This window comes from Ramlibacter monticola, from assembly GCF_016722785.1.
GTDB lineage: Bacteria > Pseudomonadota > Gammaproteobacteria > Burkholderiales > Burkholderiaceae_C > Ramlibacter > Ramlibacter monticola.
The window spans coordinates 947,206-967,897 of sequence record NZ_JAEQNE010000001.1; the positions used below are offsets into that span (position 1 = coordinate 947,206).

General features: G+C 70.7%; 21 protein-coding genes. 7 read left to right on the forward strand and 14 right to left on the reverse strand.

The window, feature by feature from the left end:
• The first annotated feature begins 4 nt into the window (after positions 1 to 4).
• Complete coding sequence (locus JJ685_RS04420; protein ID WP_201672982.1) at positions 5 to 1,741, forward strand: cation:proton antiporter domain-containing protein; 1,737 nt, start codon at positions 5 to 7, stop codon at positions 1,739 to 1,741.
• On the opposite strand, the gene JJ685_RS04425 is transcribed toward JJ685_RS04420, so the two are convergent.
• The 8 genes from JJ685_RS04425 to JJ685_RS04460 all read right to left on the reverse strand — a co-directional run bounded on the left by JJ685_RS04425 (position 1,738) and on the right by JJ685_RS04460 (position 9,555).
• Positions 1,738 to 3,456, reverse strand: a complete 1,719-nt coding sequence (locus JJ685_RS04425) for a protein kinase domain-containing protein (protein ID WP_201672983.1) — start codon at positions 3,454 to 3,456, stop codon at positions 1,738 to 1,740. The genes JJ685_RS04420 and JJ685_RS04425 overlap by 4 nt on opposite strands.
• Positions 3,453 to 4,265 carry a formate/nitrite transporter family protein gene (locus JJ685_RS04430; RefSeq protein ID WP_201672984.1) on the reverse strand — a complete coding sequence of 271 codons (813 nt, stop codon included), beginning with the start codon at positions 4,263 to 4,265 and terminating at the stop codon, positions 3,453 to 3,455. The genes JJ685_RS04425 and JJ685_RS04430 overlap by 4 nt, the downstream gene beginning before the upstream one ends.
• Positions 4,266 to 4,577: 312 nt before the next feature.
• On the reverse strand, positions 4,578 to 5,276 hold the full coding sequence (locus JJ685_RS04435; protein ID WP_201672985.1) for an RNA polymerase sigma factor: 699 nt from the start codon (positions 5,274 to 5,276) through the stop codon (positions 4,578 to 4,580).
• The gene (locus JJ685_RS04440; RefSeq protein WP_201672986.1) at positions 5,273 to 5,587 is read right to left on the reverse strand and encodes a cupredoxin domain-containing protein; all 315 of its coding nucleotides are present in this window, start codon (positions 5,585 to 5,587) and stop codon (positions 5,273 to 5,275) included. The genes JJ685_RS04435 and JJ685_RS04440 overlap by 4 nt, the downstream gene beginning before the upstream one ends.
• The gene (locus JJ685_RS04445; RefSeq protein ID WP_201672987.1) at positions 5,587 to 6,111 is read right to left on the reverse strand and encodes a DUF4142 domain-containing protein; all 525 of its coding nucleotides are present in this window, start codon (positions 6,109 to 6,111) and stop codon (positions 5,587 to 5,589) included. The genes JJ685_RS04440 and JJ685_RS04445 overlap by 1 nt, the downstream gene beginning before the upstream one ends.
• A 110-nt stretch (positions 6,112 to 6,221) precedes the next feature.
• A complete protein-coding gene (locus JJ685_RS04450; protein WP_201672988.1) occupies positions 6,222 to 7,190 on the reverse strand; it encodes a Bug family tripartite tricarboxylate transporter substrate binding protein in 969 nt (322 codons plus the stop codon).
• Between the two features lie 25 nt (positions 7,191 to 7,215).
• Positions 7,216 to 8,100: a site-specific tyrosine recombinase XerD gene (xerD, locus tag JJ685_RS04455; RefSeq protein ID WP_201672989.1), complete on the reverse strand. Its 885-nt coding sequence runs from the start codon at positions 8,098 to 8,100 to the stop codon at positions 7,216 to 7,218.
• Positions 8,101 to 8,583: 483 nt separating this feature from the next.
• Positions 8,584 to 9,555, reverse strand: a complete 972-nt coding sequence (locus JJ685_RS04460; protein WP_201672990.1) for a tripartite tricarboxylate transporter substrate binding protein BugE — start codon at positions 9,553 to 9,555, stop codon at positions 8,584 to 8,586.
• A gap of 146 nt (positions 9,556 to 9,701) precedes the next feature.
• Between JJ685_RS04460 and JJ685_RS04465 the strand changes: the two genes are divergently transcribed.
• Together JJ685_RS04465 and JJ685_RS04470 are read left to right on the forward strand one after the other, a co-directional pair.
• On the forward strand, positions 9,702 to 10,616 hold the full coding sequence (locus JJ685_RS04465) for an AEC family transporter (RefSeq protein WP_201672991.1): 915 nt from the start codon (positions 9,702 to 9,704) through the stop codon (positions 10,614 to 10,616).
• Between the two features lie 35 nt (positions 10,617 to 10,651).
• On the forward strand, positions 10,652 to 11,158 hold the full coding sequence (locus JJ685_RS04470) for a hypothetical protein (RefSeq protein WP_201672992.1): 507 nt from the start codon (positions 10,652 to 10,654) through the stop codon (positions 11,156 to 11,158).
• On the opposite strand, the gene queG is transcribed toward JJ685_RS04470, so the two are convergent.
• Positions 11,155 to 12,189 carry a tRNA epoxyqueuosine(34) reductase QueG gene (gene queG / locus JJ685_RS04475; RefSeq protein WP_330901722.1) on the reverse strand — a complete coding sequence of 345 codons (1,035 nt, stop codon included), beginning with the start codon at positions 12,187 to 12,189 and terminating at the stop codon, positions 11,155 to 11,157. The genes JJ685_RS04470 and queG overlap by 4 nt on opposite strands.
• 63 nt (positions 12,190 to 12,252) lie before the next feature.
• Between queG and tsaE the strand changes: the two genes are divergently transcribed.
• The 4 genes from tsaE (at position 12,253) to JJ685_RS04495 (ending at position 14,882) form a co-directional block, all read left to right on the forward strand.
• Positions 12,253 to 12,711, forward strand: coding sequence for a tRNA (adenosine(37)-N6)-threonylcarbamoyltransferase complex ATPase subunit type 1 TsaE (gene tsaE / locus JJ685_RS04480; RefSeq protein WP_201672994.1), 459 nt, complete (start codon positions 12,253 to 12,255; stop codon positions 12,709 to 12,711).
• Positions 12,711 to 14,036 carry an N-acetylmuramoyl-L-alanine amidase gene (locus JJ685_RS04485; protein ID WP_201673692.1) on the forward strand — a complete coding sequence of 442 codons (1,326 nt, stop codon included), beginning with the start codon at positions 12,711 to 12,713 and terminating at the stop codon, positions 14,034 to 14,036. Before tsaE ends, JJ685_RS04485 begins: the two co-directional genes overlap by 1 nt.
• Before the next feature lie 172 nt (positions 14,037 to 14,208).
• Complete coding sequence (locus tag JJ685_RS30215) at positions 14,209 to 14,415, forward strand: glycine zipper 2TM domain-containing protein (RefSeq protein WP_201672995.1); 207 nt, start codon at positions 14,209 to 14,211, stop codon at positions 14,413 to 14,415.
• Positions 14,416 to 14,654: 239 nt separating this feature from the next.
• On the forward strand, positions 14,655 to 14,882 hold the full coding sequence (locus tag JJ685_RS04495; protein ID WP_201672996.1) for a glycine zipper 2TM domain-containing protein: 228 nt from the start codon (positions 14,655 to 14,657) through the stop codon (positions 14,880 to 14,882).
• Here JJ685_RS04495 and JJ685_RS04500 read toward each other — a convergent pair.
• From JJ685_RS04500 to JJ685_RS04520, 5 genes are all read right to left on the reverse strand, one after another.
• Positions 14,879 to 15,358, reverse strand: a complete 480-nt coding sequence (locus JJ685_RS04500; RefSeq protein ID WP_201672997.1) for an aromatic-ring-hydroxylating dioxygenase subunit beta — start codon at positions 15,356 to 15,358, stop codon at positions 14,879 to 14,881. The genes JJ685_RS04495 and JJ685_RS04500 overlap by 4 nt on opposite strands.
• A complete protein-coding gene (locus tag JJ685_RS04505; protein WP_201672998.1) occupies positions 15,355 to 16,692 on the reverse strand; it encodes an aromatic ring-hydroxylating dioxygenase subunit alpha in 1,338 nt (445 codons plus the stop codon). Before JJ685_RS04505 ends, JJ685_RS04500 begins: the two co-directional genes overlap by 4 nt.
• 9 nt (positions 16,693 to 16,701) lie before the next feature.
• On the reverse strand, positions 16,702 to 18,612 hold the full coding sequence (locus tag JJ685_RS04510) for a patatin-like phospholipase family protein (RefSeq protein WP_201672999.1): 1,911 nt from the start codon (positions 18,610 to 18,612) through the stop codon (positions 16,702 to 16,704).
• 93 nt (positions 18,613 to 18,705) lie between these two features.
• On the reverse strand, positions 18,706 to 19,359 hold the full coding sequence (locus JJ685_RS04515; protein ID WP_201673000.1) for a DedA family protein: 654 nt from the start codon (positions 19,357 to 19,359) through the stop codon (positions 18,706 to 18,708).
• 8 nt (positions 19,360 to 19,367) lie between these two features.
• On the reverse strand, positions 19,368 to 20,687 hold the full coding sequence (locus JJ685_RS04520; RefSeq protein WP_201673001.1) for an Hsp70 family protein: 1,320 nt from the start codon (positions 20,685 to 20,687) through the stop codon (positions 19,368 to 19,370).
• Between the last annotated feature and the right edge of the window lie 5 nt (positions 20,688 to 20,692).

Here is a 20,692-nt window from a genome sequence, read left to right on the forward strand (position 1 = left end):
CCCGATGGACCATCCCGCCGCCCTGCCCTTTCTCCGCGAGACCCTGCTGTTCCTCGCGCTGGTGGGCATCCTGATCCCCCTGCTGCAGCGCTTCCGCATCAACCAGGTGGTCGGGTTCCTGGTGGTCGGTGTGATCGCCGGCCCCTACGGCAGCGGCAGCCTCGCCGCGGAATACCCCGTCCTGTCGTGGCTCACCTTTCCGCGCCAGCAGGGCGTGCAGGTGCTGGGGGACCTGGGCGTGATCTTTCTGATGTTCCTGATCGGCCTGGAGCTGTCGATCCAGCGCGTATGGGAGCTGCGCCGCTGGGTGTTCGGCGCCGGCGCGGGGCAGGTGCTCCTGAGCGGCATGGTGATCGGCGGGCTGGCCTGGGGCTTCGGCAACCGGCCCGGCGTGGCGCTCGTGCTGGGGCTGGTGCTGTCGCTGTCGTCCACCGCGGTCGTGATGCAGCTGCTGGTGGAATCGCGCGCGCTCGCCACGCCGGTCGGCCAGGCCAGCTTCTCGGTGCTGATGTTCCAGGACGTCGCCGTGGTGCCGCTACTGATCCTGGTGGAGCTGGTGGGCAAGGATTCGGGCAGTGGCCTGTTCCAGAAGCTCGGTTTCCAGATGCTCGCGTCGCTGCTGATCGTGGCGCTGATCCTGGTGCTGGGGCCGCGCCTGGTGCGGGTCCTGTTCCGGACCCTCGCGCGGCGGCGCCAGCCGGAGGTGTTCACGGCCCTGTGCCTGCTGGTGGTCCTGAGCATCGGCGGCGCGACGGCCGCCGCCGGCCTGTCGATGGCGCTGGGCGCCTTCCTCGCCGGCCTCCTGCTGGCGGAGACCGAGTACCGGCACGAGGTCGAGATCACCGTCGAACCGTTCAAGGGCCTGCTCATGGGCCTGTTCTTCATGACCGTGGGCATGGAGATCGACCCGCGCGAGGTGCTGCGCGAACCGGGGTGGATCACGGTCTCGGTGGTCGGCCTGCTCGCGATCAAGGCGATCATCGCGGCCGGCGTGCTGCGCGCCTCCGGCCTGCGGTGGGGGCAGGCGATCGAGGCCGGCCTGCTGCTCGGGCAGGGCGGCGAGTTCGCCTTCATCATCATCGGCGCCGGCGTGGCGGCCGGCGCGCTGACGCACCCGATCGGGCAGTTCATGTTCCTGGTGGTCAGCCTGAGCCTGCTGGTCACGCCGGTGGTCGCGCGGCTGGCGCACCGCCTCGGGCGCTGGATCGACGCCGACACGGTGCAGCAGCAGCGCGAAGTGCACGAGAGCCGCCTGCCGGGCGCCAGCGGCCACGTGGTCGTGATCGGCTTCGGCCGCGTGGGCCGCATGCTGGGCGAGGTGCTGGCGGCGCAGCAGGTGCCCTACATCGCGGTGGAACACGACGGCGACCGCGCGGCGCGGCTGCGCGAGCAGGGTTTCCCGGTCTACTTCGGCAACGCCGCGCGGGTGGAGCTGCTGCGCAAGCTGAAGCTGGACGAGGCCGCCAGCCTGGTCGTGACCATGGATTCGCCCTCCGCCGCCCGCCGCGTGGTGAAGGCCGCGCGCGAGCAGGCGCCTCAGCTGAAGATCTTCGCCCGCTCGCACGACGAGGCGCACGCCCGCGAGCTGGAAGCCGCCGGCGCGACCTGCGTGGTGCCCGAGATGCTGGAGGCGGGACTGCTGCTCACCTCGCACGCCCTGGAATCGCAAGGCCTCGGGGCCCCCGCGATCGAGAACATCATCGCCGCGGAGCGGACCCGCCGCAGCGGCGCGCCAGCCTAGTGCCCGGTCGCGCGCAGGCCCAGCAGCGCGACGCACCCCAGCCCCAGCAGCAGCGACAGCGCCTTCCAGAACCGCAGCGGATCGCGCTCGATCAGCGGCAGCGCCCGGCGCGGCCGCAGCTCGGGATCCGGCCGCCGCAGGGCGTACGCGAATTCGGCCACCTCCTGGTAGCGTCGCTGCGGCTCCGGCTGCAGCGCGCGGGCGATCGCATCGTCCACCCAGGACGGCAGCTCCGGCCGCAGCTCGCGCAGCGGACGCAGGCGCAGGCGCTGCTGCTCGGCGAGCGTGCGGCAGCGCGCCAGTTCCGCGCCATGCGGCAGGCGGCCGGCCAGCATCTCGTAGGCGATCGCGGCCAGCGCGTACAGGTCGGAGCGCGGCGAACCGGCCGCGCCCAGGAAGGCCTCCGGCGCGGAGTACTGCGCGGTCCCGAGCAGGCGGGGGACCGCGTCCCCCGTCTCGGCGATGCCGGCCACCTGCACCGAACCGAAGTCGATCAGGCGCACGGTGCCGCCCGCATCGATCATCACGTTCTCCGGCCGCAGGTCCTGGTGCACCATCTCGAGCCGGTGCAGCGCCCGCAGGCCGCGCGCGATCTGGTCGACGAGGTCGCGCACGGTGTCCAGGTCGGGCCGGGGATGATCGACCATCCACTGCCGCAGCGTGCAGCCCTCCACGTATTCCATGGCGACGTAGAGGAAGTTGCGGCGCCGCGCCGGCGGGCAGGCCTTGAGCACGTGCGCACTCGTGACGCGCCGCGCCACCCACTCCTCCAGTAGCAGGCGCTCGCCGTAGCCCGGGTCGTCGCGCAGGTCGATGGAGGGGATCTTCAGCGCCACCGTCGCACCCGCAGCGCCGTCCTGCGCCAGGTAGATGTGGCTGCGGCTGCTGCCATGCAGCTCGCGCAGGATGCGGTAGCCGTCGAACTCCGCGCGCGGTTCCGGCAGCGGCGGGAAGGGCAGCGCGCCGACCAGGCGCTGCAACTCGCCGGGCTGCGCCGCCGGCAGCCGCTCCACCCGCAGCACCTGCACCGTGAGGTTGTCCTCGCTGCCGCGCGCGAGCGCCGCCTCGGCGATCGCGCGTGCGGCGGCATCGAGGTCGTCCGCGTGGCTTTCCAGTGCCGCCAGCATCGCCTGCGGCGGCACGTGCTCGTGCACCCCGTCGGTGGCGAGCAGGAAGGTGTCGCCCTCCTCCAGCGCGACGCTGCGATAGTCGATCTCCACGTGCGGCGCGATGCCCAGCGCCCGCCCGAGGTAGCTCTGGCCGCCGCCGGCCGCCACGCGGTGGTCGGTGGTGAGCTGCTCCAGCGCGCGGCCGTGCACCTGCCAGATGCGCGCGTCGCCCACGTGGAACAGGTGCGCGGTGCGCGACTTCAGCACCAGGGCGCTGAAGGTGCAGACCCAGCCGCGATCGCGGTCGTAGCGGCCCTGGCCCGCCTGGGTCTGCGCGAACAGCCAGGCGTTGGTGGCCGCCAGCACCCGCTCGACCGACTTCTTCACCGACCACGCGTCGGAGGTGCAGAAGTAGTCGTCGAGGAAGCTGCGGACGGCCGCCTGGCTGGCCTGCTGCGCCGACGCGCTGCTACTGATGCCGTCCGCGAGCGCGAGGGCGACGCCCTTGGACGCGCGCTGCGGCTCGCGCGGGATGCGCAGGCCATGGCAGTCCTGGTTCGTGGCCTTGCGGCCCCGGTCCGAGTACTGCCCGGCGGCGACGATCACGCGATCGCCCGCTTCGCCGCCGTCTTCAGGTGCGTGGCGTAGAGGGTCAGGCCGGTGAAGGACAGGCCGCCCACCAGGTTGCCCAGCACGGTGGGGATCTCGTTCCACACCAGGTAGTCCATCAGCGTGAAGTGGCCGCCCAGCAGCAGCCCGGAGGGGAACAGGAACATGTTGACGATCGAGTGCTCGAAGGTCATGTAGAAGAACAGCATGATCGGCATCCACATCGCGATCACCTTGCCGCCCACCGTGGTGGAAATCATCGCGCCCACGACGCCGGTGGAGACCATCCAGTTGCACAGCATGCCCCGCACGAACAGCGTCAGCATGCCGGCGGCGCCGTAGTGCGCGTAGCCCAGGGTGCGCGTCTCGCCGATCACGCCGATCGCCTTGCCCACCGCGTTGGGCTCGGTGGAGAAGCCGAAGGTGGTGACGATCGCCATCATCACCGCCACCGTGAAGGCGCCGCCGAAGTTGCCCGTGAACACCAGGCCCCAGTTGCGCAGCACGCCGCTCCAGGTCACGCCGGGGCGCTTGTCGATCAGCGCCAGCGGCGCCAGCACGAACACGCCCGTGAGCAGGTCGAAGCCCAGCAGGTAGAGGATGCAGAAGCCCACCGGGAACAGCACGGCGCCCAGCAGCGGCTGCTGCGTCTGCACGTTGATGGTGACCGCGAACCAGGCGGCCAGCGCGAGGATGGCGCCGGCCATGAAGGAGCGCACCAGCGTGTCGCGCGTCGACATGAAGATCTTGGACTCTCCGGCATCGACCATCTTGGCGACGAATTCGGATGGGACGAGGTAGGCCACTGGCGTTGACTCCTGGGTTGCGGGTGAAGGGCGGGCCGCGGGCGCAGCAGGCGGCGCCCGGCTGCGAGCAGGCTCGCGGGGCGCCACCCGGGCCGGACCTGTTGCGCACTGCGTCGTGCGGCCGCGGCGGCACTGCGTCGTGCGCCACGAGGACCGGGGCCACGGCAGCGGGCCGCCGTGGTCGGGATGGAGGAGTCAACGCAATCCGCGTGCCAATCGCGAAGGGGCCGCAAAGGCCGGATTGGTGCGGAGGAGGGGCGGAAGGCGCACCGCGATGGCGCGAACGCGCGCGCGGTGCGCTTCCGGGGTGCGTCAGGAGCGGGAGTCGAGCTTCTTCAGGACGTTGGCCACGATGCGGTCGCAGCGCTCGCCGGCAAAGGAAAACACGTCGCGTTCGGCGACGTCGATGTCCTGCGCCAGGGATTCGCGCAGCATGCTGCGGGCGCGGAAGTGGCGGCTGCGCACGGTCGCTTCGGGCAGGTTGAGGGTGCGCGCGGTTTCCTCCACGCTCAATTCCTCCACCGAACGCAGCACGAACACCGTGCGGAAGGCTTCGGGCAGTTCGTCGAGCTTGCGCTCGAGAACGGCGCGCAGTTCGGCCCGCACCAGCGCGCGGTCGGGCCTGTCCTTGTCGTCCGCGGGCATGGCGTGGCCCTCCTCTTCGCCCGGGCCCCCCAGGGGAACCATGGGCACGATGTTGTCGCGCCGCGCCTGCCGGCGCAGCCGGGCCAGGCACTGGTTGACGACGACGCGCGACAACCAGGTGGCGAGGCTCGCTTCGCCGCGGAACGCGCCCATGGACTGGTACGCGGCGAGGTACGCGTCCTGCACGGCGTCCTCGGCTTCCGCCGCGTCGCGCAGCATCGAGCGCGCGAGGCGGTAGAGGCGCTGGTTGTAGCGGCGCATCAGCAGCTCGAAAGCGGCCGCGTCGCCCGCATGCACCCGCTGCGCCAGCGAGGCATCGTCCACTTCCTGCCGGACGACATCGACCTTCGTGTTCATGCGCGTCATTGCACCACCACCTTTGCCTTCATGCCCGGGTGGAAGGTGCAGACGTAGTCGTAGCTTCCCGCCTTCTTCATGGCATGGCTCCATTTCCTTCCCGCGGCGATGTTGCCGGAATCGAAGCCTCCCTGCGCGGTGGCCGTGTGCGGCACCACGTCCTTGTTCTGCCAGACGATCGTGTCGCCGCGCTGCACGGTGAGGGTCGCGGGCACGAACTGCATGCCCTCGATCTTCACCGTGTGGGTCGCGGCGCCGGCCGGTCCGGCCAGCGTCCAGCCGGCGGCCAGCAGCATCCCGAGCGCGGCGAGTTTCTTCATCACTTGGCCAGGTCCGCCTGCAGGTGCTTGGCGTGGTCCAGGTGGGCCTGGATCGCGGGCCGCACCTTCTCGATCAGGCCCTTCAGCTCGGCGTTCTTCGCCGAGGGGATCAGCGTCTTGTCGATCGCGTCCAGCACCGCCTGGTGGTAGGCGACCTCGTGGGCCACGTATTCCTTGTCGAATTCCGCGCCCTTGAGCTTCTTCAGCTTGGCGATGTTCTCGTCGCCGCCCTTCTTCAGGCTCTTGCTGGTGTCGTTGTCCTCGGGCTTGACTTTCAGCTTCTTGGCCAGTTCCACCGCCTGCTTGTTGACCCCCGTGTGGTCGGTGATCATCTGCTGGGCGAACTTGTCGACCTCCTTGTTCTTGGAGTGCTCCTTGGCCAGCTTGCCGGCGTCGATGTCGACCTGGTTGGCCGTCACCACGATGTGGGCGATCTGCGGGTCGGACGGGCCCTGCTGGGCCTGGGCGGACAGGGCGAACGCGGCCGCGGCGGCCAGGGCGAGAACATGCATTTTTCGGGTCATGATGGGCTTCTCCTAGGACGCCAGCCGGACCGTTGGTCCGGGAAACCGGGTCTCTATGGAGATAGATGTCACCGCACGCGGGCCCGTTCCCGCCCGCGAGCGCCCCCCGGCTATTCCGCGCGGATCCCGACGGAGCGCACGATCGCCTGGGTGCTGTCGGCTTCGGCGGCGATCTGGCGCGCGAAGTCGCGGGCCGCCCCGCCGGTCACGAGGTTTTCTGCCACGGTGATGCGCGCGCGCAACTCGGGCGCCTCGAGCGCCGTGTTCGCTTCGCCGTTGAGCCGGTCCAGCAGCCGCACGGGCAGGTTGCCGGGGGCGAAGAGGCCGAAGTGGGAAGAGAGATTGGCGCGCGGAAAGCCCAGTTCCGCCAGCGTGGGCACCTGCGGCAGGCTTGCAAGCCGGCGCGGCGCGCCCACCGCCAGCGGCCGCAGCCGCCCCGCCCTGAAGTAGTCGTTGAGCGCGGGGGCCGCGTTGGTCGACAGGATTTCGAACTGCGCGCCCAGCGCATCGTTGATCTGCTGGCTGCCGCCCTTGTAGGGGATGTGCACCAGGCGCACCTTTGCCTCCGCCTGCACTTCCTCCAGCATCAGGTGGCCCAGCGACGCCAGGCCCGAGGTGGCCCAGCGGATCGTGTCGGGCCAGTCGCGGGCGTGCTGCAGCAGTTCGCGGAAGTCGCGCACCGCCAGGGCGTTGGTGGCCATCAGCAGGATGGGCGAGACCATCACGCTGGCCACCGGCGTGAAGTCGCGGACGGGGTCGTAGGGCACCCGCCCGAGGGCCGGGCTCAGCACCAGCGGGCTGATGGCGGAAAACGCCAGCGTGAGGCCGTCGGCAGGCGCCTTGGCGAGCGCATCCATGCCGATGGTGCCGCTGGCGCCGGCGCGGTTCTCCACCACGAGCGGCTGCCCGAGCTGCGCCGCCAGCCGGGCCGCGAGGCCGCGCCCGATCAGGTCCGCGATGCCGCCGGTGGGATAGGGGACGATCAGCCGCAGCGGCCGCCCCGGCCACTGCTGCGCCTGCGCAGGCAGCGCCAGCGCCGTCAATGCGGCCAGCGTCGTCCGGCGCGTCGGGTGGGTCATCCGGCGGCTCCCCTCGGTAAGCGGTTCAGCCCCGCGGGTGGTGCTGCGCATGCAGCTGCTTCAGGCGCTCGCGGGCCACGTGAGTGTAGATGGTCGTCGTCGAGATGTCCGCGTGTCCGAGCAGCATCTGCACCGCGCGCAGGTCGGCGCCGTGATTGAGCAGGTGGGTCGCGAAGGCATGGCGCAGGGTGTGCGGCGACAGCGGCGCCGTGATGCCGGCGCCGGCCGCATGCTTCTTGACGATCACCCAGAACATGGCGCGCGTCATGCCGTGGCCGCGGCCGGTGACGAACAGGTCCTCGCTCTGCTGGCCGGCGAGGATCGCCGGGCGGGCTTGCGCCAGGTAGCGCACGATCCAGTCGCGCGCCACCTCGCCGAAGGGCACCAGCCGCTCCTTGCTGCCCTTGCCCAGGACGCGCAGCACGCCCTCGTTCATGCCCACCATGAAGATCTTGAGCGTGACCAGCTCGCTGACGCGCAGACCGCTGGCGTACAGCAGTTCCAGCATCGTGCGATCGCGCAGGCCCAGCGGGGTGTCCACGTCGGGCGCGGCCAGCAGCGCCTCGACCTGGGCTTCGGTGAGGGTCTTGGGGACGCGCAGCGGCTGCTTCGCGGACTGCAGGCGCAGCGTCGGGTCGGCGTCGATCAGGCGCTCGCGCAGCGCCCAGCGGAAGTAGCGCTTGAAGACGGTGAGGCGGCGGTTGGCGGAGGTGGCCTTGGTCTGCGCATGGCGGGCCGCGAAGTACCCCTGCAGGTCGGCCTCCTCCGTCGCCGGCAGCCGCCGGCCGCGCTCGGCGGCCAGCCACTGCTCGTACAGCGCGAGGTCGCGCCGGTACGCCGCCAACGTGTTGCGCGACAGGCCCTCCTCGAGCCAGAGGGCGTCGATGAAGGTGTCGATGGCGTCGCTCATGGAACGGGGTCGGCGCGTCAGCGCCGCGTTTGGGAGCAGCCGGGAGGTTGCGGGGCGAGTCCCGGCGAGCCCGGAACCTCCGTTGCCCCCCGGGCCGGACCAGGATGGGACAGTCCGCCTCTGCGACTGTCCCCCGGCGCGGATGAGAGCCCTGGCCAGGAAGATGGCCGCGCCCGCGCCTCCTCCTTTATGTCGCCGAGTCGGACTGTCCCATCCTGGTCCTGGGTCCTGCCATCGGAAAACGCGCGTCCTCCGGGAGCATCCCCGGATCGCTCCAACGAAGCCGCTGCGCTCGATCCCGCACGGCGCAGGATCAGACCGGGACTGTCCGGCTCAGCGACATAAAGGAGGAGGCGGCGCTTCAGCGCCGCCGGGGGACAGTCGCAGAGACGGACAGTCCCGGTCTGGTCCGGCAAGGAAGCAGCAGCGAACTCCAGCTGCCTCATTCCGGACACCCGTGCGCGCACGCGGAATCGAAGGGACTCAGTCCAGCTTCAGCTTCGCCGAATCCACCACCTTCTTGTACACGGCGTACTCGTTCTTGATCTGCTCGGCGAACTGCTCCGGCGTGTTGCCGACGATGATCGAGCCGGTGTCCTCGATGCGCTTGCGCACCGCCGGGTCCTGCAGCGACTTGCTGACCGCGTCGTGCACCTTCTGCACCACCTCCTTCGGCAGGCCCTTGGGGCCGACGATGCCGTAGTAGGCCAGGCGGTTCACCGGCTCCAGGCCCACTTCCTTGAAGGTCGGCACGTTGGGCAGTTCCTTCAGGCGCTGCGGCGCGGCGACCACGATGGGGACCAGCCGGCCTTCCTTGATGAAGGGCAGCGCCGAGGGCAGGTTGTCGAACATGATGGGCACCTGGCCGGCCACCACGTCGTTGAGGGCCGGGCCCGCGCCGCGGTAGGGGATGTGCGTCACGAAGGCGCCCGAGAGGCTCTTGTAGAGCTCCATCTGCAGGTGGCCGATGCCGCCCGTGCCGGAGGAGGCGTAGGAGTACTTGCCCGGGTTCTTCTTCACCTCGGCGATGAAGGACTTGTAGTCCTTGGCCGGGAAGCCCGGGTTGACCGCGATGATGTTGGGCGTCGCGGCGATGTTGATGATCGGCGTGAAGTCCGTCAGCGGGTTGTACGGGATCTTGGGGTTGATCGCCGGGTTGGCCGCCGTGGTGGACACGGTGGCGATGCCCAGTGTGTAGCCGTCCGGCGGCTGGCGCGCCGTGTCGGCCGCGCCCACCACGCCGCCGCCGCCCGCCTTGTTCTCCACGATCACCGGCTGGCCCAGGTTCTTGCCCAGCGGCTCCGAGATCACGCGGGCGATGATGTCCGTGGTGCCGCCGGGCGCGAAGGGCACGGTCAGCTTCACGACCTTGTTCGGGTAGCCCTGCGCGAGCGCCGGAGCGGCCGCGGCGCCCAGCAGCGTGGCGGCGGCGGCGATCCAGACACGTCGTTTCATTCGAGTCTCCTGTGTTGCTGAACCTCGCATCGTACGGGCAGAACCGGGGGCCGCCCCGACGCGGCCTGCCGATCGGGGGCAGCCCTCAGCCAACCGCAAGCTTGGCCTTCCGGGAGACGGTAGGGGCCTGGGCTATCCTCGCGCGCGTGCATTTTGTCCAGCTCCTCCTTCCCGACTTCGCCCTGATCCTCTGCGGCTACCTCGTGTGCCGCTACACGGCCCTGAACCGCACCGTCTGGGAGCAGGTGGAGAGCCTGGTGTACTTCTTCCTCTTCCCGGTGCTGCTGTTCCAGTCGATCGTGCGCAGCCCGCTGGACCTGGGCGCCGCGTCCAACCTGATGGCCGCCGGCCTGCTGCTGGGGCTGGGCGGCATCGCCCTCGCCTATGCCGTGCCGCACCTGCCGGGGCTGGCCCGCGTGGTCGACCCGCGCGAGCACGCCGGCGCGGCGCAGGTGGCCTTTCGGTTCAATTCCTTCATCGGGCTCGCGCTCGCGGAGCGGCTGGCCGGGCCGCAGGGGCTGCTGCTGATCGCGGTGCTGATCGGGGTCTGCGTGCCGCTGTTCAACGTCGGGGCCGTGTGGCCGATGGCCCGGCACGGCCGCACCGGCTTCGGTCGGGCGCTGCTGCGCAACCCGCTGATCATCGCCACCGCGCTGGGCCTGGCCGCGAACCTGGCGGGCTTCCGCGTGCCGGCGTGGATGGAACCGAGCGTCAACCGGGTGGGCGGCGCCTCGATTCCGCTCGGCCTGATGGCCGCTGGCGCCGGCATGCAGTTGGGCCACCTCGCGCAGCAGAAGGCGCTGGCGGCCGCGCTGCTCGCGATCCGGCACCTGCTGCTGCCCCTGCTGGCCGCCCTGCTCGCCCGCGGGCTGCGCCTGGATGGCGCCCAGACGGTCGTCCTGCTGCTGTTTTCCGCCCTGCCCACCGCCTCCAGCTGCTACGTGCTGGCCTCGCGCATGGGTTACAACGGTCCTTATGTCGCCGCCCTTGTGACACTCTCCACGATTTTGGGCATGGCGAGCCTGCCTTTTGCACTCGGGGTCCTCCTTTCGGCTACCTGAGCCGTTTACGATGCGAGGATCGTTTGGAGAGCGGGATGAACAACAAGAACGTGCCCGCGCTGCTCGGTGCCCTGGCCTGCGCGCTGGCCGTACCGGCTTCCGCGGCTCTTTTCCGATGCGGCAACGTCTTCCAGGACCGCCCTTGCGAGGCCGCGTCCGCGCAGGAGGCCGTGCGGCCGGGGCGCGGCGCGTCAGCCGCCGGGGCGCCTGTCACCCAGCGCGCCGCCAGCGCGGCGTCCGCCAGCGCGGCGTCCACCCCCGCGGCGTCCAGCCCCGCGGCGTCCACGGCGCTGCCGGCCGGCAAGGGCGAGGAAGCCGCCGCCGTGCGGCGGGTGGCCTCCGGCAGCACCGCGGCTCCCGCCGCCGCGCCCGCCGCTACCCCTGCCCGCAAGGGTCCGCCCAGCCTCGCCTGCCCCAACCTGCGCGAGCAGCACACCGCGATCGAAGGCCGCCTGAAGTCCGGCAGCCGCCCCGAGACGGTCCAGATGTACCAGCGGCAGCTGCGCGAGGTCGAGAAGAACCTCGTCGACGGCAACTGCTAAGCCTGCGCCAGGGCCCACTCCACGTGCTCGCGCACGAGGGCGCTGGGATGGTCGCGGCGGGCTGACAGCGCGGCCCGGATCCCCGGGTCGTCCTGCCGCCGCAGGGCGTTGCCCAGGGCGACCGCGACGTTGCGCAGCCAGCGTTCGTGGCCGATGCGCCGGATCGGGCTGCCCTCCGTGTGGCGCAGGAACTCCTCCTCGGACCACCCGAACAGCTGGGCCAGCGGCTGTCCCACCAGCGCCGGTCGCGGCGCGAAGTCCGGCAGCACCGCCGGCTGGGCGAACTTGTTCCAGGGGCAGGCCAGCTGGCAGTCGTCGCAGCCGTAGATGCGGTTGCCCATCAGGGGCCGCAATTCCGCCGGAATCGGGCCCGGGTGCTCGATCGTGAGGTAAGAGATGCAGCGACGTGCATCCAGCCGGTAGGGCGCCACGATGGCGCCGGTCGGGCACACGTCCAGGCAGGCGCGGCAGCTGCCGCAGTGGTCTTCCACGGATTCGGTGGGCGACAGGGCCAGGTCGACGTAGACCTCGCCCAGGAAGAACATGGAGCCGCCTTCGCGGTTCAGCACCAGCGTGTGGCGGCCGCGCCAGCCCTGGCCGCTGCGCGCGGCCAGCTCCACTTCGAGCACCGGAGCGGAGTCGGTGAAGACGCGGTGCCCGAAGGGCCCCACCGCCCCCTCGATGCGCTCCGACAGCTTCTGCAGCCGCCCCCGCAGGACCTTGTGGTAGTCGCGGCCCCGCGCATAAAGGGAAACAATCCCTTCACGCGGTCTTTGCAATCGTTCGAATTCAATGGCCTGCCAGCCCTCCGGCGCCGCGGGCAGGTAATCCATGCGGGCGGTGATGACGCTCACCGTGCCCGGAACCAGTTCGGCCGGGCGGGCGCGCCGCACCCCATGGTTCTCCATGTAGGCCATTTCGCCGTGAAATCCGTTGGCAAGCCATGCGATCAGTCCGGGTTCGGCGCTGGAGAGGTCGACGCCGGCCACTCCGATTTGGGAAAATCCCAGCTCGCCCGCCCATTGCCGTATCCGGGCCAGCAGGACTTGAGCATCGAATTGAACGCTGTCGACCGTCACCCGCCGATTGTAGGAATGGACTCCCGCCCCCTGCTGTGGGCGGGCGAGGAGGACACCCGCGCGTTCGCCGAGCGGCTGGCCGCCCGGCCCGCCATCGCCGATGCCTTCATCGCCCTGCATGGTGACCTGGGCGCGGGCAAGACGACCCTGGTGCGCCACCTGCTGCGGGCCCTGGGCGCGGAGGGCCGCATCAAGTCGCCGACCTACGCGGTGGTCGAGCCCTACGAACTGCCGGCGCTGGAGGCCTGGCACTTCGACTTCTACCGCTTCGACGATCCGCGCGAGTGGGAGGACGCCGGCTTCCGCGACATCTTCGCCGGCCCGGGGCTGAAGATCGCCGAGTGGCCGCTGAAGGCCGCCGGGCTGCTGCCCGTGGCGGACCTGGACATCCACCTCGCGCTGGCCGAGGACGACGCGCACCGGCGCGTGAGCCTGCGCGCCAACACGCTGCGCGGCGCGGAGCTGCTGTCGTGATGCAGCGCCGCCGGCTCCTGCAGGGCAGCGTGGTGCTGATGCTCGGCGCGCACCAGATCGCGCACGGCGCCACCATCCTCGCCGTGCGCCTGTGGCCGGCGCCCGAGTACACCCGCCTGACCATCGAATCGGACGGGCTGCTCGCCAGCAGCATGGTGAGCTCGCCGGAGCGGGTCGCGCTGGACCTGCGGGGCATCACGCTCGACGCCACGCTGCGCGAGCTGGTCGCCAAGGTGAAGGCGGACGACCCGTACATCGCCGGCATCCGCGTGCTGCAGCACGCCGCCGGCGTGGTGCGCCTGCAGGTGGACCTGAAGCAGCCCGCCCTGCCCCAGCTGTTCCACCTCCAGCCCGTGGCCGCCTACAAGAACCGCCTGGTGGTCGACCTCTACCCGCACAAGCCGGTCGACCCCCTGGAAGCGCTGATCGCCGAGCGCATGAAGGAAAAGCCTTCGTCCGGCTCCACCGCCCCGGCGCCGTTCGCGGCGGCCGAAGCGGAGGACCCGCTCGGCGACCTGATCGTGCAGCGCACGCAGCGCCCGGCGCGGGCCACCGTGCAGGCCTCCGAAGTGGCGCGCCCCGCGCTGGCCCGGGCCAAGACCGACCGCCTGATCATCGTGGCGCTCGACCCCGGCCACGGCGGCGAGGATCCGGGCGCCGTCGGCCCCGGCGGCACGCGCGAGAAAGACGTCGTGCTGCAGATCGGTCACCTGCTGCGCGAGCGCATCAACGACCTCACCATCAACGGCAACCCCATGCGCGCCTACATGACGCGCGACGCCGATTTCTTCGTGCCGCTGCACGTGCGCGTCGACAAGGCCCGGCGCGTGCAGGCGGACCTGTTCGTGAGCGTCCATGCCGATGCCTTCATGACGCCCACCGCGCGCGGCGCCAGCGTGTTCGCCCTGAGCCACAACGGCGCCTCCAGCACCGCGGCGCGCTGGATGGCCGACCGCGAGAACAAGGCGGACCTGATCGGCGGCATCAACATCAAGTCGCAGGACCTGCACGTGTCGCGCGCCCTGCTGGACATGAGCACCACCGCGCAGATCAAGGACAGCCTCAAGCTCGGAAGCGAGCTGCTGGGCGAGATCGGCGGCGTCGGGCGGCTGCACAAGGGCCAGGTCGAACAGGCGGGCTTCGCGGTGCTGAAGGCGCCGGACATCCCCAGCGTGCTGGTGGAGACGGCCTTCATCAGCAACCCCGAGGAAGAACAGAAGCTGCGCAGCCCCGAATACCAGGAGCAGCTGGCGAGCGCCCTGGTGCGCGGCATCGAGCGCTACTTCGCGCGCAACCCGCCGCTCGCGCGCAACCGCCCGCTCTGAGCGCGCCCTCGCGGGCCGCTTGCTGCCGCGCCTCCCTCCCCCCTCATGGATTGCTGCGGGCAGACGACAGCCCGCTTCGCGGGGCTCCTACAGCCCGCCCTGGTGCTTCTTTTTACATTCACTGGCACAGGTTGCCGCGCCTCCAGCGGTTGAAAGAAATCAAGGGGATCGCATGAAGACCAAGATCATCTCCGCGGCTGTCCTGGCCGCTTCGCTCCTGGGCCTCGGTGGCTGTGCCTCGATGGACCGCACCACCGTCGGCACCGTGGGCGGCGCCGTGGTCGGCGGCCTGGTGGGCAGCGCGGTGGGCGGCACCGGCGCGACCATCCTCGGCGCGGCGGCCGGCGGCTACCTGGGCAACCAGGCCGCGAAGCGCTGAGCCCGCACCGGCACAGCCAATGGGGTCACGCGAGTGACCCCATTTTCTTTGGCCCTTCGCGATGCAATGTGCGATACGTGGAGTGACGGCGTGGACGTACTTCGTGCGCCCACAGTACGCCTGCACGATGCGGTGAACGTCTCCTACAGCCCGGCAGAGCCCCGGTACCTAAAGTGATTGGCACACGTTGGCCGCCATCCTGCGGCCGTCGGACAACTCGATTCTGGAAGGGTTATGCCATGAAGACGAAGTTCATTTCCGCGGCTGTTCTGGCCGCTTCCCTGCTGGGCCTCGGCGGCTGCGCCGGCATGAGCGATCGCCAGGCGGTCGGCACCGTGGGCGGTGCGGTGGTGGGTGGCCTGGTCGGTAACGCCGTTGGCGGCACCGGCGCGACCGTCCTCGGCGCGGGCGCCGGCGCGTTGCTGGGCAACCAGGCGACCAAGCCCGGCGGCATGCTGAACCGCTAAATGGGGTAGATCAGCGAGTTGAGCACCATCTCGCTGTCGTACACGCACAGCCGGCTGGCCAGTTTCAGGCCGGCCGGCGTGCATTCGATCTCGTCGATGTAGCGCCCCACGTTGTAGACCTCGCTCGCGTCGCCGGGCCGGGTGCGGAACACCGCATAGTGGGCCTGGGCGCGGACCCGCCCCTCGCTTCCTTCCCCCAGCACCTGCGCGGGACCCACCACGTGCCGCGTGTAGTACGGCCCGTGGTAGATGGTCTGCGTGATGCCGTAGACCCGGTCCTTCATCATCCCCTGCCCCTCCAGCGCGATCAGCGCCAGGGGCAGCCCGCGGTCGAAGTTCTCCCGCGCCTGCAGCTTGTACAGGCCCTCCGGCAGGAAGAAGCCGGGCCAGTCGTCGAAGCGGCGTTCGTCCAGCGCCGCGGCATAGCCGGCGTTCAGTTCGTCGATCTCCAGGCGCAGCAGCAGGCGCTCATTCATACGCCCATCACCTTGCGCCAGTAGGCGTACATGCTGCGGATCAGCGTCTCGGTCACCATGTGCTCGGTGCCCTGCGTGTCGGTGCCCCCCAGTTCGCACAACGTCTCGCCGCCCTCGCCCCACTGGCGGAAGCCGTCCTGGCTGAACTGGATCACTTCGCCGTCGTCGGCGCTGACGAAGCCGGCCGGCCCGAACAGGTTGGCCTGCCGCAGGCGCCGGCGCGTCATCTCCTCGCCGTCGTCGGCGAAGCCGAAGTGCGTCCAGACGAAGTCGAAGCTGCCCTCGCCGCGCGGCTGGATGTGCCGCGTCGAGAGCGAATTCACCTGCTGCTGGATGATCAGGCTGGGGAACAGCGTGAGCATCGTGACGCTGGGCATGATCTCCGTGCCGGGATTCGAGGGATCGGGCACCTTCCACCACGGCTCCGGCACCACGTCCAGCAGGCGGTCGTCGTTCAGCGCCATGCCGGCCTTGAAGCTCGTCACGCCCTGCGTCACCGCCTTGTTCTCGCCGCCGTCGTTGCGGCGCGAGATCATCACGGCGTGGCGGCCCTGCGCGTCCATCACCATGCGGCTCTTCTGGTCGGCGCGCCACAGGCCGAAGGTGACGAACCAGGTATGGAGCAGGCCCGGGTGGTAGGGGTCCTTGATGTTCTCCATCATCAGCTTCCAGTTGCCCGGAATGCGCTGGCGGTTGTAGCCCAGGAGCGTGAGCTTGCGGCCGGCGAAGATCCGCTCCAGCCACGGCAGCACGGCGGGCCCCAGGTACTCCTCCAGCGGCTCGGCCTCGGCGCTGAAGGTGGCGAACACGAGCCCGTGCAGCACCGCCACCCGCAGCTTCGTCAGGCCATGCTGCTTCGTGTCGAAGTCCGCCGGCATGCCGCCGTGCACGCAGGCATGGCCCTCGGCATCCGTGGCCGGCACGCCGTCCTTGAAAGGCAGGCCCGCCAGCGTCCCATCGAGCTTGTAGGTCCACTGGTGGTAGGGACAGACGAAGCTGCGCACGTTGCCGTGCGGCTGCTGGCAGAAGCGCACGCCCCGGTGGGCGCAGCGGTTCTCGACGACGCGGATCCCGTGGTCCGCCGAATTGGGGTCAGATTCCAATTTCCTCGCCACGCGGTCGCGCACCATGATCACCTGCCGCTCGCCCACCTGGCTCAGGCGGTAGTCGCCCACCTTGGGGATCTCGACTTCCAGCCCGACGTAGCTCCAGTGCGGGCCGTAGAAGATCTTCTGCAGCTCCTGCTGGTACAGCTGCGTGTCGGTATAGGCCCAGAAGGGCACGCGGCTGGAGCCGGCGCCGGCCCAGCGCGAAAGGGATTCGGGGGCGTTCATGCCCTCAGTCTAGACGCGCGGACGCACCTTCAGCTCCGGCGCCGGCCGCGGCGCCCGCTTGGACAGGCGGATGTCGCGGCCCTCCTGCCCCGCCAGCGTGGTCGCCGACTGCAGCACGCAGGCCAGGGCGCGCAGGCGCTGCAGCACCTCGCGCGCGAGCTGCGCCTGCGACCGGGGCGGCAACGGTGCTGCCTCGACCTGGCCTTGCAGCCCGTAGCTGTGCCTGCGCGCCGGCAGGGCCAGGAAACGCTCGTAGTCCGAGCGCGAACCCGCCAGGCGCGAAAGAACGTGCTCCAACTGGCCGCAGAACTCCTCCATCGTCGCGAGCAGCAAGCGGAAGCGGATCAACTGGTGGTTCTCCCAATCGAGCAGGACCGGCCCCGGCTCGAGGGCGGCGATCTCCGGGTCCCACTTCGCGGGGTCGCCGAAGCGGCGCACGAAGCGCTTGCCCACGTTCTCGCCGTAGCGCGCCAGCTGCGCGATCCGCTGCTTCTCCATGGTGAGGTTCAGGCCGCCCTGTTCGCGCGTGAGCCGGACCAGCCCGATGCGGTCGCGGAAGCCGGGCATGTGCGACAGGACCTCGTGGTTCCAGGCCATGCCGACGCCCAGGACGCTGAGCAGGAAGGACAGCAGCCGGTCCGGCGGCGCGCCCTCGAAGGCGCGCCAGTCCGGCCGGCGCGCATCCTTGTTGGTCCGGGGCAGGAACTCGCCGGCTTCCGCCTCGGTGTGCGCCTCGCCCAGGTCGATGCCGAAGGTGGGGCGGCTCGGCAGCGGCGCATCGAAGAAGTGGATGGGGAAGTTCGAGGCGATGCCGCCGTCGGTGAACCAGACGGGCTCGCGCCGCGCCCGCGCGGGATCGCCGTTGGTGCGAAAGGCGTACAGCGGGACGGCCGACAGCAGCAGCGGGAAGCTCAGGCTCATGCGGACCGCAACCACCACCGGCAGGTCTTTGGGCTCGGGCAGGCGCAGGAAGGCGGGGTCGCCGTCGCGCTCGCCCGGCACGGGCACCCGCTGGTGCTCCTTGAGCCACTGCACGACGCGCGCCGGGAACAGCCTGGCGAAATCCTCCTCGCGGAACCAGAAGCTGTTGTTCTCCCGCACCTGCTCGTCGTCGCGGAAGGGCAGCCGGAACGGCCGCCCCAGCGTGAGGCAGGTGGTCATCACCTGCAGTTCGATGTCGTAGCCGGCGAGGTTGCCGAAGGTGAGCGGCGCGCCGGGATGCAGCCTGTCCTGGCCGCTGAGTTCGTCGAGGTAGCCGGCGAGCCACTCGGTCAGCGCTAGGCCCTCCCGCTGCGGCATGCCCGAACAGATGCCGAAGCCGTTGGCGGGGAGTTCGTGCAGGGCCAGGCGCAGGGCCCGGACCATGACGAAGGCCATCGGAACCAGCATCGCGACCCCCAGGAGCACGACCGCCGGCAGCAGGCTGCGCAGTTGCAGCGGCAGGAACAGGAGGGGCAGCAGGCCGGCGAGCAGCCCCAGCCAGCGCCCCGGCCCCGCGGAGCGCCAGAGGATGGCGAGCGCTTCGCCCATCCGGCGCATCTTCGACTTGCCATGCTGCAGCAGGGCCAGGAAGGCATCGAACAGGGGCGCCAGTTCCGGGGCGGGCTGGAAGAACCCGAGCAGCCGTGTGCCTCGCCCCTCGGTTGCCGGCTCGCCCAGGAAGGCGGGCAGTTCGCGCAGCCGCGCGAAGGGATCGAACTGCGGCGGCAGGGCGCCGGCCTCGCGCCGCTGGCGGCCGGTCTCGGCGGCGGCGGCCGCCGCGGCGGCGATCGCGCCGGCGCTGGTGCCGCCGATGGAGCGGAAGCGGAAGGCCTTCGCCAGTTCCGCGATCGCGAGGGGATAGACCACCCCGCTCGTGATCCCGCCCTTGAGGACGAGGTCGCATTCGTCCGCCCAGACCGACCCCGCCCCTTGTTCCATGCAGGTCTCCGCCGCGAGAAATCCTGCCTTGTCGCAGGCTTTCGCGGGGCGCACATCCTGCAGTTGACGGAGCCCGGCGGGGGAACTTTCCGCTCAGCCCCCGACTGGCCGGGCGTTGCGCCTGGCCTGCCACGCACCGGCCAGCACGATGACCCCGGGGACCAGGATCATGGCCCAGATGATCTTGTCCAGGTTCTCCTTGACCCAGGGGATGCTGCCGAAGAAGTAGCCCGCGGTGACGATGCCGCCCACCCACAGGGTGCCGCCGGTCACGTCGTAGAAGCTGAACTTGCGGCGCGTCATCTGCGCCACCCCCGCCACGAAGGGGGCGAAGGTGCGCAGGAAGGGCATGAAGCGCGCCAGCACGATGGTGATGCCGCCGTACTTCTCGTAGAACGCATGGGCCTGCTCGAAGGCGCGCTTGTTGAAGAAGCGCGATTCCTCCCACTGGAACACCTTGGGCCCGAAGTGGCGGCCGATGGTGTAGTTGCTCTGGTTGCCCAGCACCGCGGCGGCGATCAGCAGCGCCACCGAGAAGGGATAGCTCATGAGCCCGAGCCCGCACAGCGCGCCCACCACGAACAGCAGGGAATCCCCCGGCAGGAAGGGCATCACGACGACGCCCGTCTCGATGAAGATGATGAGGAACAGCAGCGCGTACACCCATGCGCCGTAGTTCGTCACGAAAGTTTCCAGGTAGCGGTCGACATGCAGGATGAAGTCGACCAGCAGCATCACGACGTCCATGCCGGCGATTATCCCCGGGCCCTCGCGTGCAGCCGTTGCGCGTGCACCCCGAGCCCTTGTGCGACGCTGGCGTGCCGGTCGCCCGCGATGGGCGTCGCCCGCGGCACGGCGTCCGCGATGCGGCGCACCAGCGGTGCGAATCCCGTCGAGCCACCGGTGAGGTACAGCACGTCGACCTCGTCGGCCGCCACGCCGGCCGCGCGCAGCGTTTCCCGCGCCGCCGCGACGATGCGATCCAGCTCCGGATCCAGCGCGTGCACGGCGCCGGCCTCGTCCAGGCGGGCGGCGAGGCCGGCCTCCAGGCGCCGCAGATCGATCTCGGTCGTGCCGCCTTCGGCCACGGCGATCTTGGCGTCCTCCGCCTGGCCCAGCAGCGCGTGGCCCAGGTGTTGCTCCACCACCTTCATCAGGCGCGCGTGCTGGCGCGGGTCGCCGTAGAAGGACCGCATGCGGCGCAGTTCCAGCACCCGGGGCACCGAGTACACGGTGTTGACCAGGTGCCACGTCGCCAGGTCGAAATACACGCGGCTGGGGACTTCGCGCGGCGGCCCGTCCGGGCGGGGTGGCCCGAGTCCCCGGTAGCCGCAGGTCGGGAGGATGGTGGCCAGCTCCACCTGGCGGTCGAAGTCCGTGCCGGCCACGTGCACGCCGTGGTTGGCGAGAATGTCGTCGCGCCGGTCCAGGTGCACACGCCGCCGCGGGCCCACGCGCACGAGCGAGAAGTCGGAGGTGCCGCCGCCAATGTCGGCCACCAGCACCAGCTGCTCCGTGTCAAGGCGCGATTCGTAGTCCAGGGCGGCCGCGATCGGTTCGTACTGGAAGCTCACCTCGGCGAAGCCCACGGCGCGGGCCGCCGCCTCCAGCGCGGCCTGCGCCTGCGCGTCACGCGCCGGGTCGTCGTCCACGAAGTAGACCGGCCGCCCCAGCACGGCCCGCGTCAGCGGGGCGCCGGCCTCCCGCTCCGCCAGCTCCTTCAGGTGCTGCAGGTAGCCGCCCACCACGTCCAGGTAGGGCACCGCGTGGCCGGCGCCGACCTCCGTGCGCTGGTCCGCCAGCGGCGAGCCGAGCACGCTCTTCATGGAGCGCATGAGCCGTCCCTCGTGGCCTTCGATGTAGGCCGCCAGCGCCGCGCGGCCGTACAGGCGCAGCGGCGCCTCGTGGGCCGCGCGGCCCTCCACCTGGTAGAAGACCGCCGTCGGCATGGTGGGCTGGCCATCCTCGACCGCGACGAGCCGCATGGCGCCGCCGGCGGCCGGGACCGCGATGGCGGAGTTGGAGGTGCCGAAATCGATGGCGCAGAAGGCGCCGGGGGCGGAGGGTGCGGTCATGGGGG

Bases quoted from the DNA above. Each gene is read 5' to 3' on its own strand.
- JJ685_RS04420 (WP_201672982.1), top strand. From the start codon at position 5: ATGGACCATCCCGCCGCCCTGCCCTTTCTCCGCGAGACCCTGCTGTTC.
- JJ685_RS04435 (WP_201672985.1), bottom strand. From the start codon at position 5,276: ATGACGCGCATGAACACGAAGGTCGATGTCGTCCGGCAGGAAGTGGAC.
- JJ685_RS04440 (WP_201672986.1), bottom strand. From the start codon at position 5,587: ATGAAGAAACTCGCCGCGCTCGGGATGCTGCTGGCCGCCGGCTGGACG.
- JJ685_RS04445 (WP_201672987.1), bottom strand. From the start codon at position 6,111: ATGACCCGAAAAATGCATGTTCTCGCCCTGGCCGCCGCGGCCGCGTTC.
- JJ685_RS04450 (WP_201672988.1), bottom strand. From the start codon at position 7,190: ATGACCCACCCGACGCGCCGGACGACGCTGGCCGCATTGACGGCGCTG.
- xerD (WP_201672989.1), bottom strand. From the start codon at position 8,100: ATGAGCGACGCCATCGACACCTTCATCGACGCCCTCTGGCTCGAGGAG.
- JJ685_RS04460 (WP_201672990.1), bottom strand. From the start codon at position 9,555: ATGAAACGACGTGTCTGGATCGCCGCCGCCGCCACGCTGCTGGGCGCC.
- JJ685_RS04470 (WP_201672992.1), top strand. From the start codon at position 10,652: ATGAACAACAAGAACGTGCCCGCGCTGCTCGGTGCCCTGGCCTGCGCG.
- tsaE (WP_201672994.1), top strand. From the start codon at position 12,253: ATGGACTCCCGCCCCCTGCTGTGGGCGGGCGAGGAGGACACCCGCGCG.
- JJ685_RS04485 (WP_201673692.1), top strand. From the start codon at position 12,711: ATGCAGCGCCGCCGGCTCCTGCAGGGCAGCGTGGTGCTGATGCTCGGC.
- JJ685_RS30215 (WP_201672995.1), top strand. From the start codon at position 14,209: ATGAAGACCAAGATCATCTCCGCGGCTGTCCTGGCCGCTTCGCTCCTG.
- JJ685_RS04495 (WP_201672996.1), top strand. From the start codon at position 14,655: ATGAAGACGAAGTTCATTTCCGCGGCTGTTCTGGCCGCTTCCCTGCTG.
- JJ685_RS04500 (WP_201672997.1), bottom strand. From the start codon at position 15,358: ATGAATGAGCGCCTGCTGCTGCGCCTGGAGATCGACGAACTGAACGCC.
- JJ685_RS04505 (WP_201672998.1), bottom strand. From the start codon at position 16,692: ATGAACGCCCCCGAATCCCTTTCGCGCTGGGCCGGCGCCGGCTCCAGC.
- JJ685_RS04510 (WP_201672999.1), bottom strand. From the start codon at position 18,612: ATGGAACAAGGGGCGGGGTCGGTCTGGGCGGACGAATGCGACCTCGTC.
- JJ685_RS04515 (WP_201673000.1), bottom strand. From the start codon at position 19,359: ATGGACGTCGTGATGCTGCTGGTCGACTTCATCCTGCATGTCGACCGC.
- JJ685_RS04520 (WP_201673001.1), bottom strand. From the start codon at position 20,687: ATGACCGCACCCTCCGCCCCCGGCGCCTTCTGCGCCATCGATTTCGGC.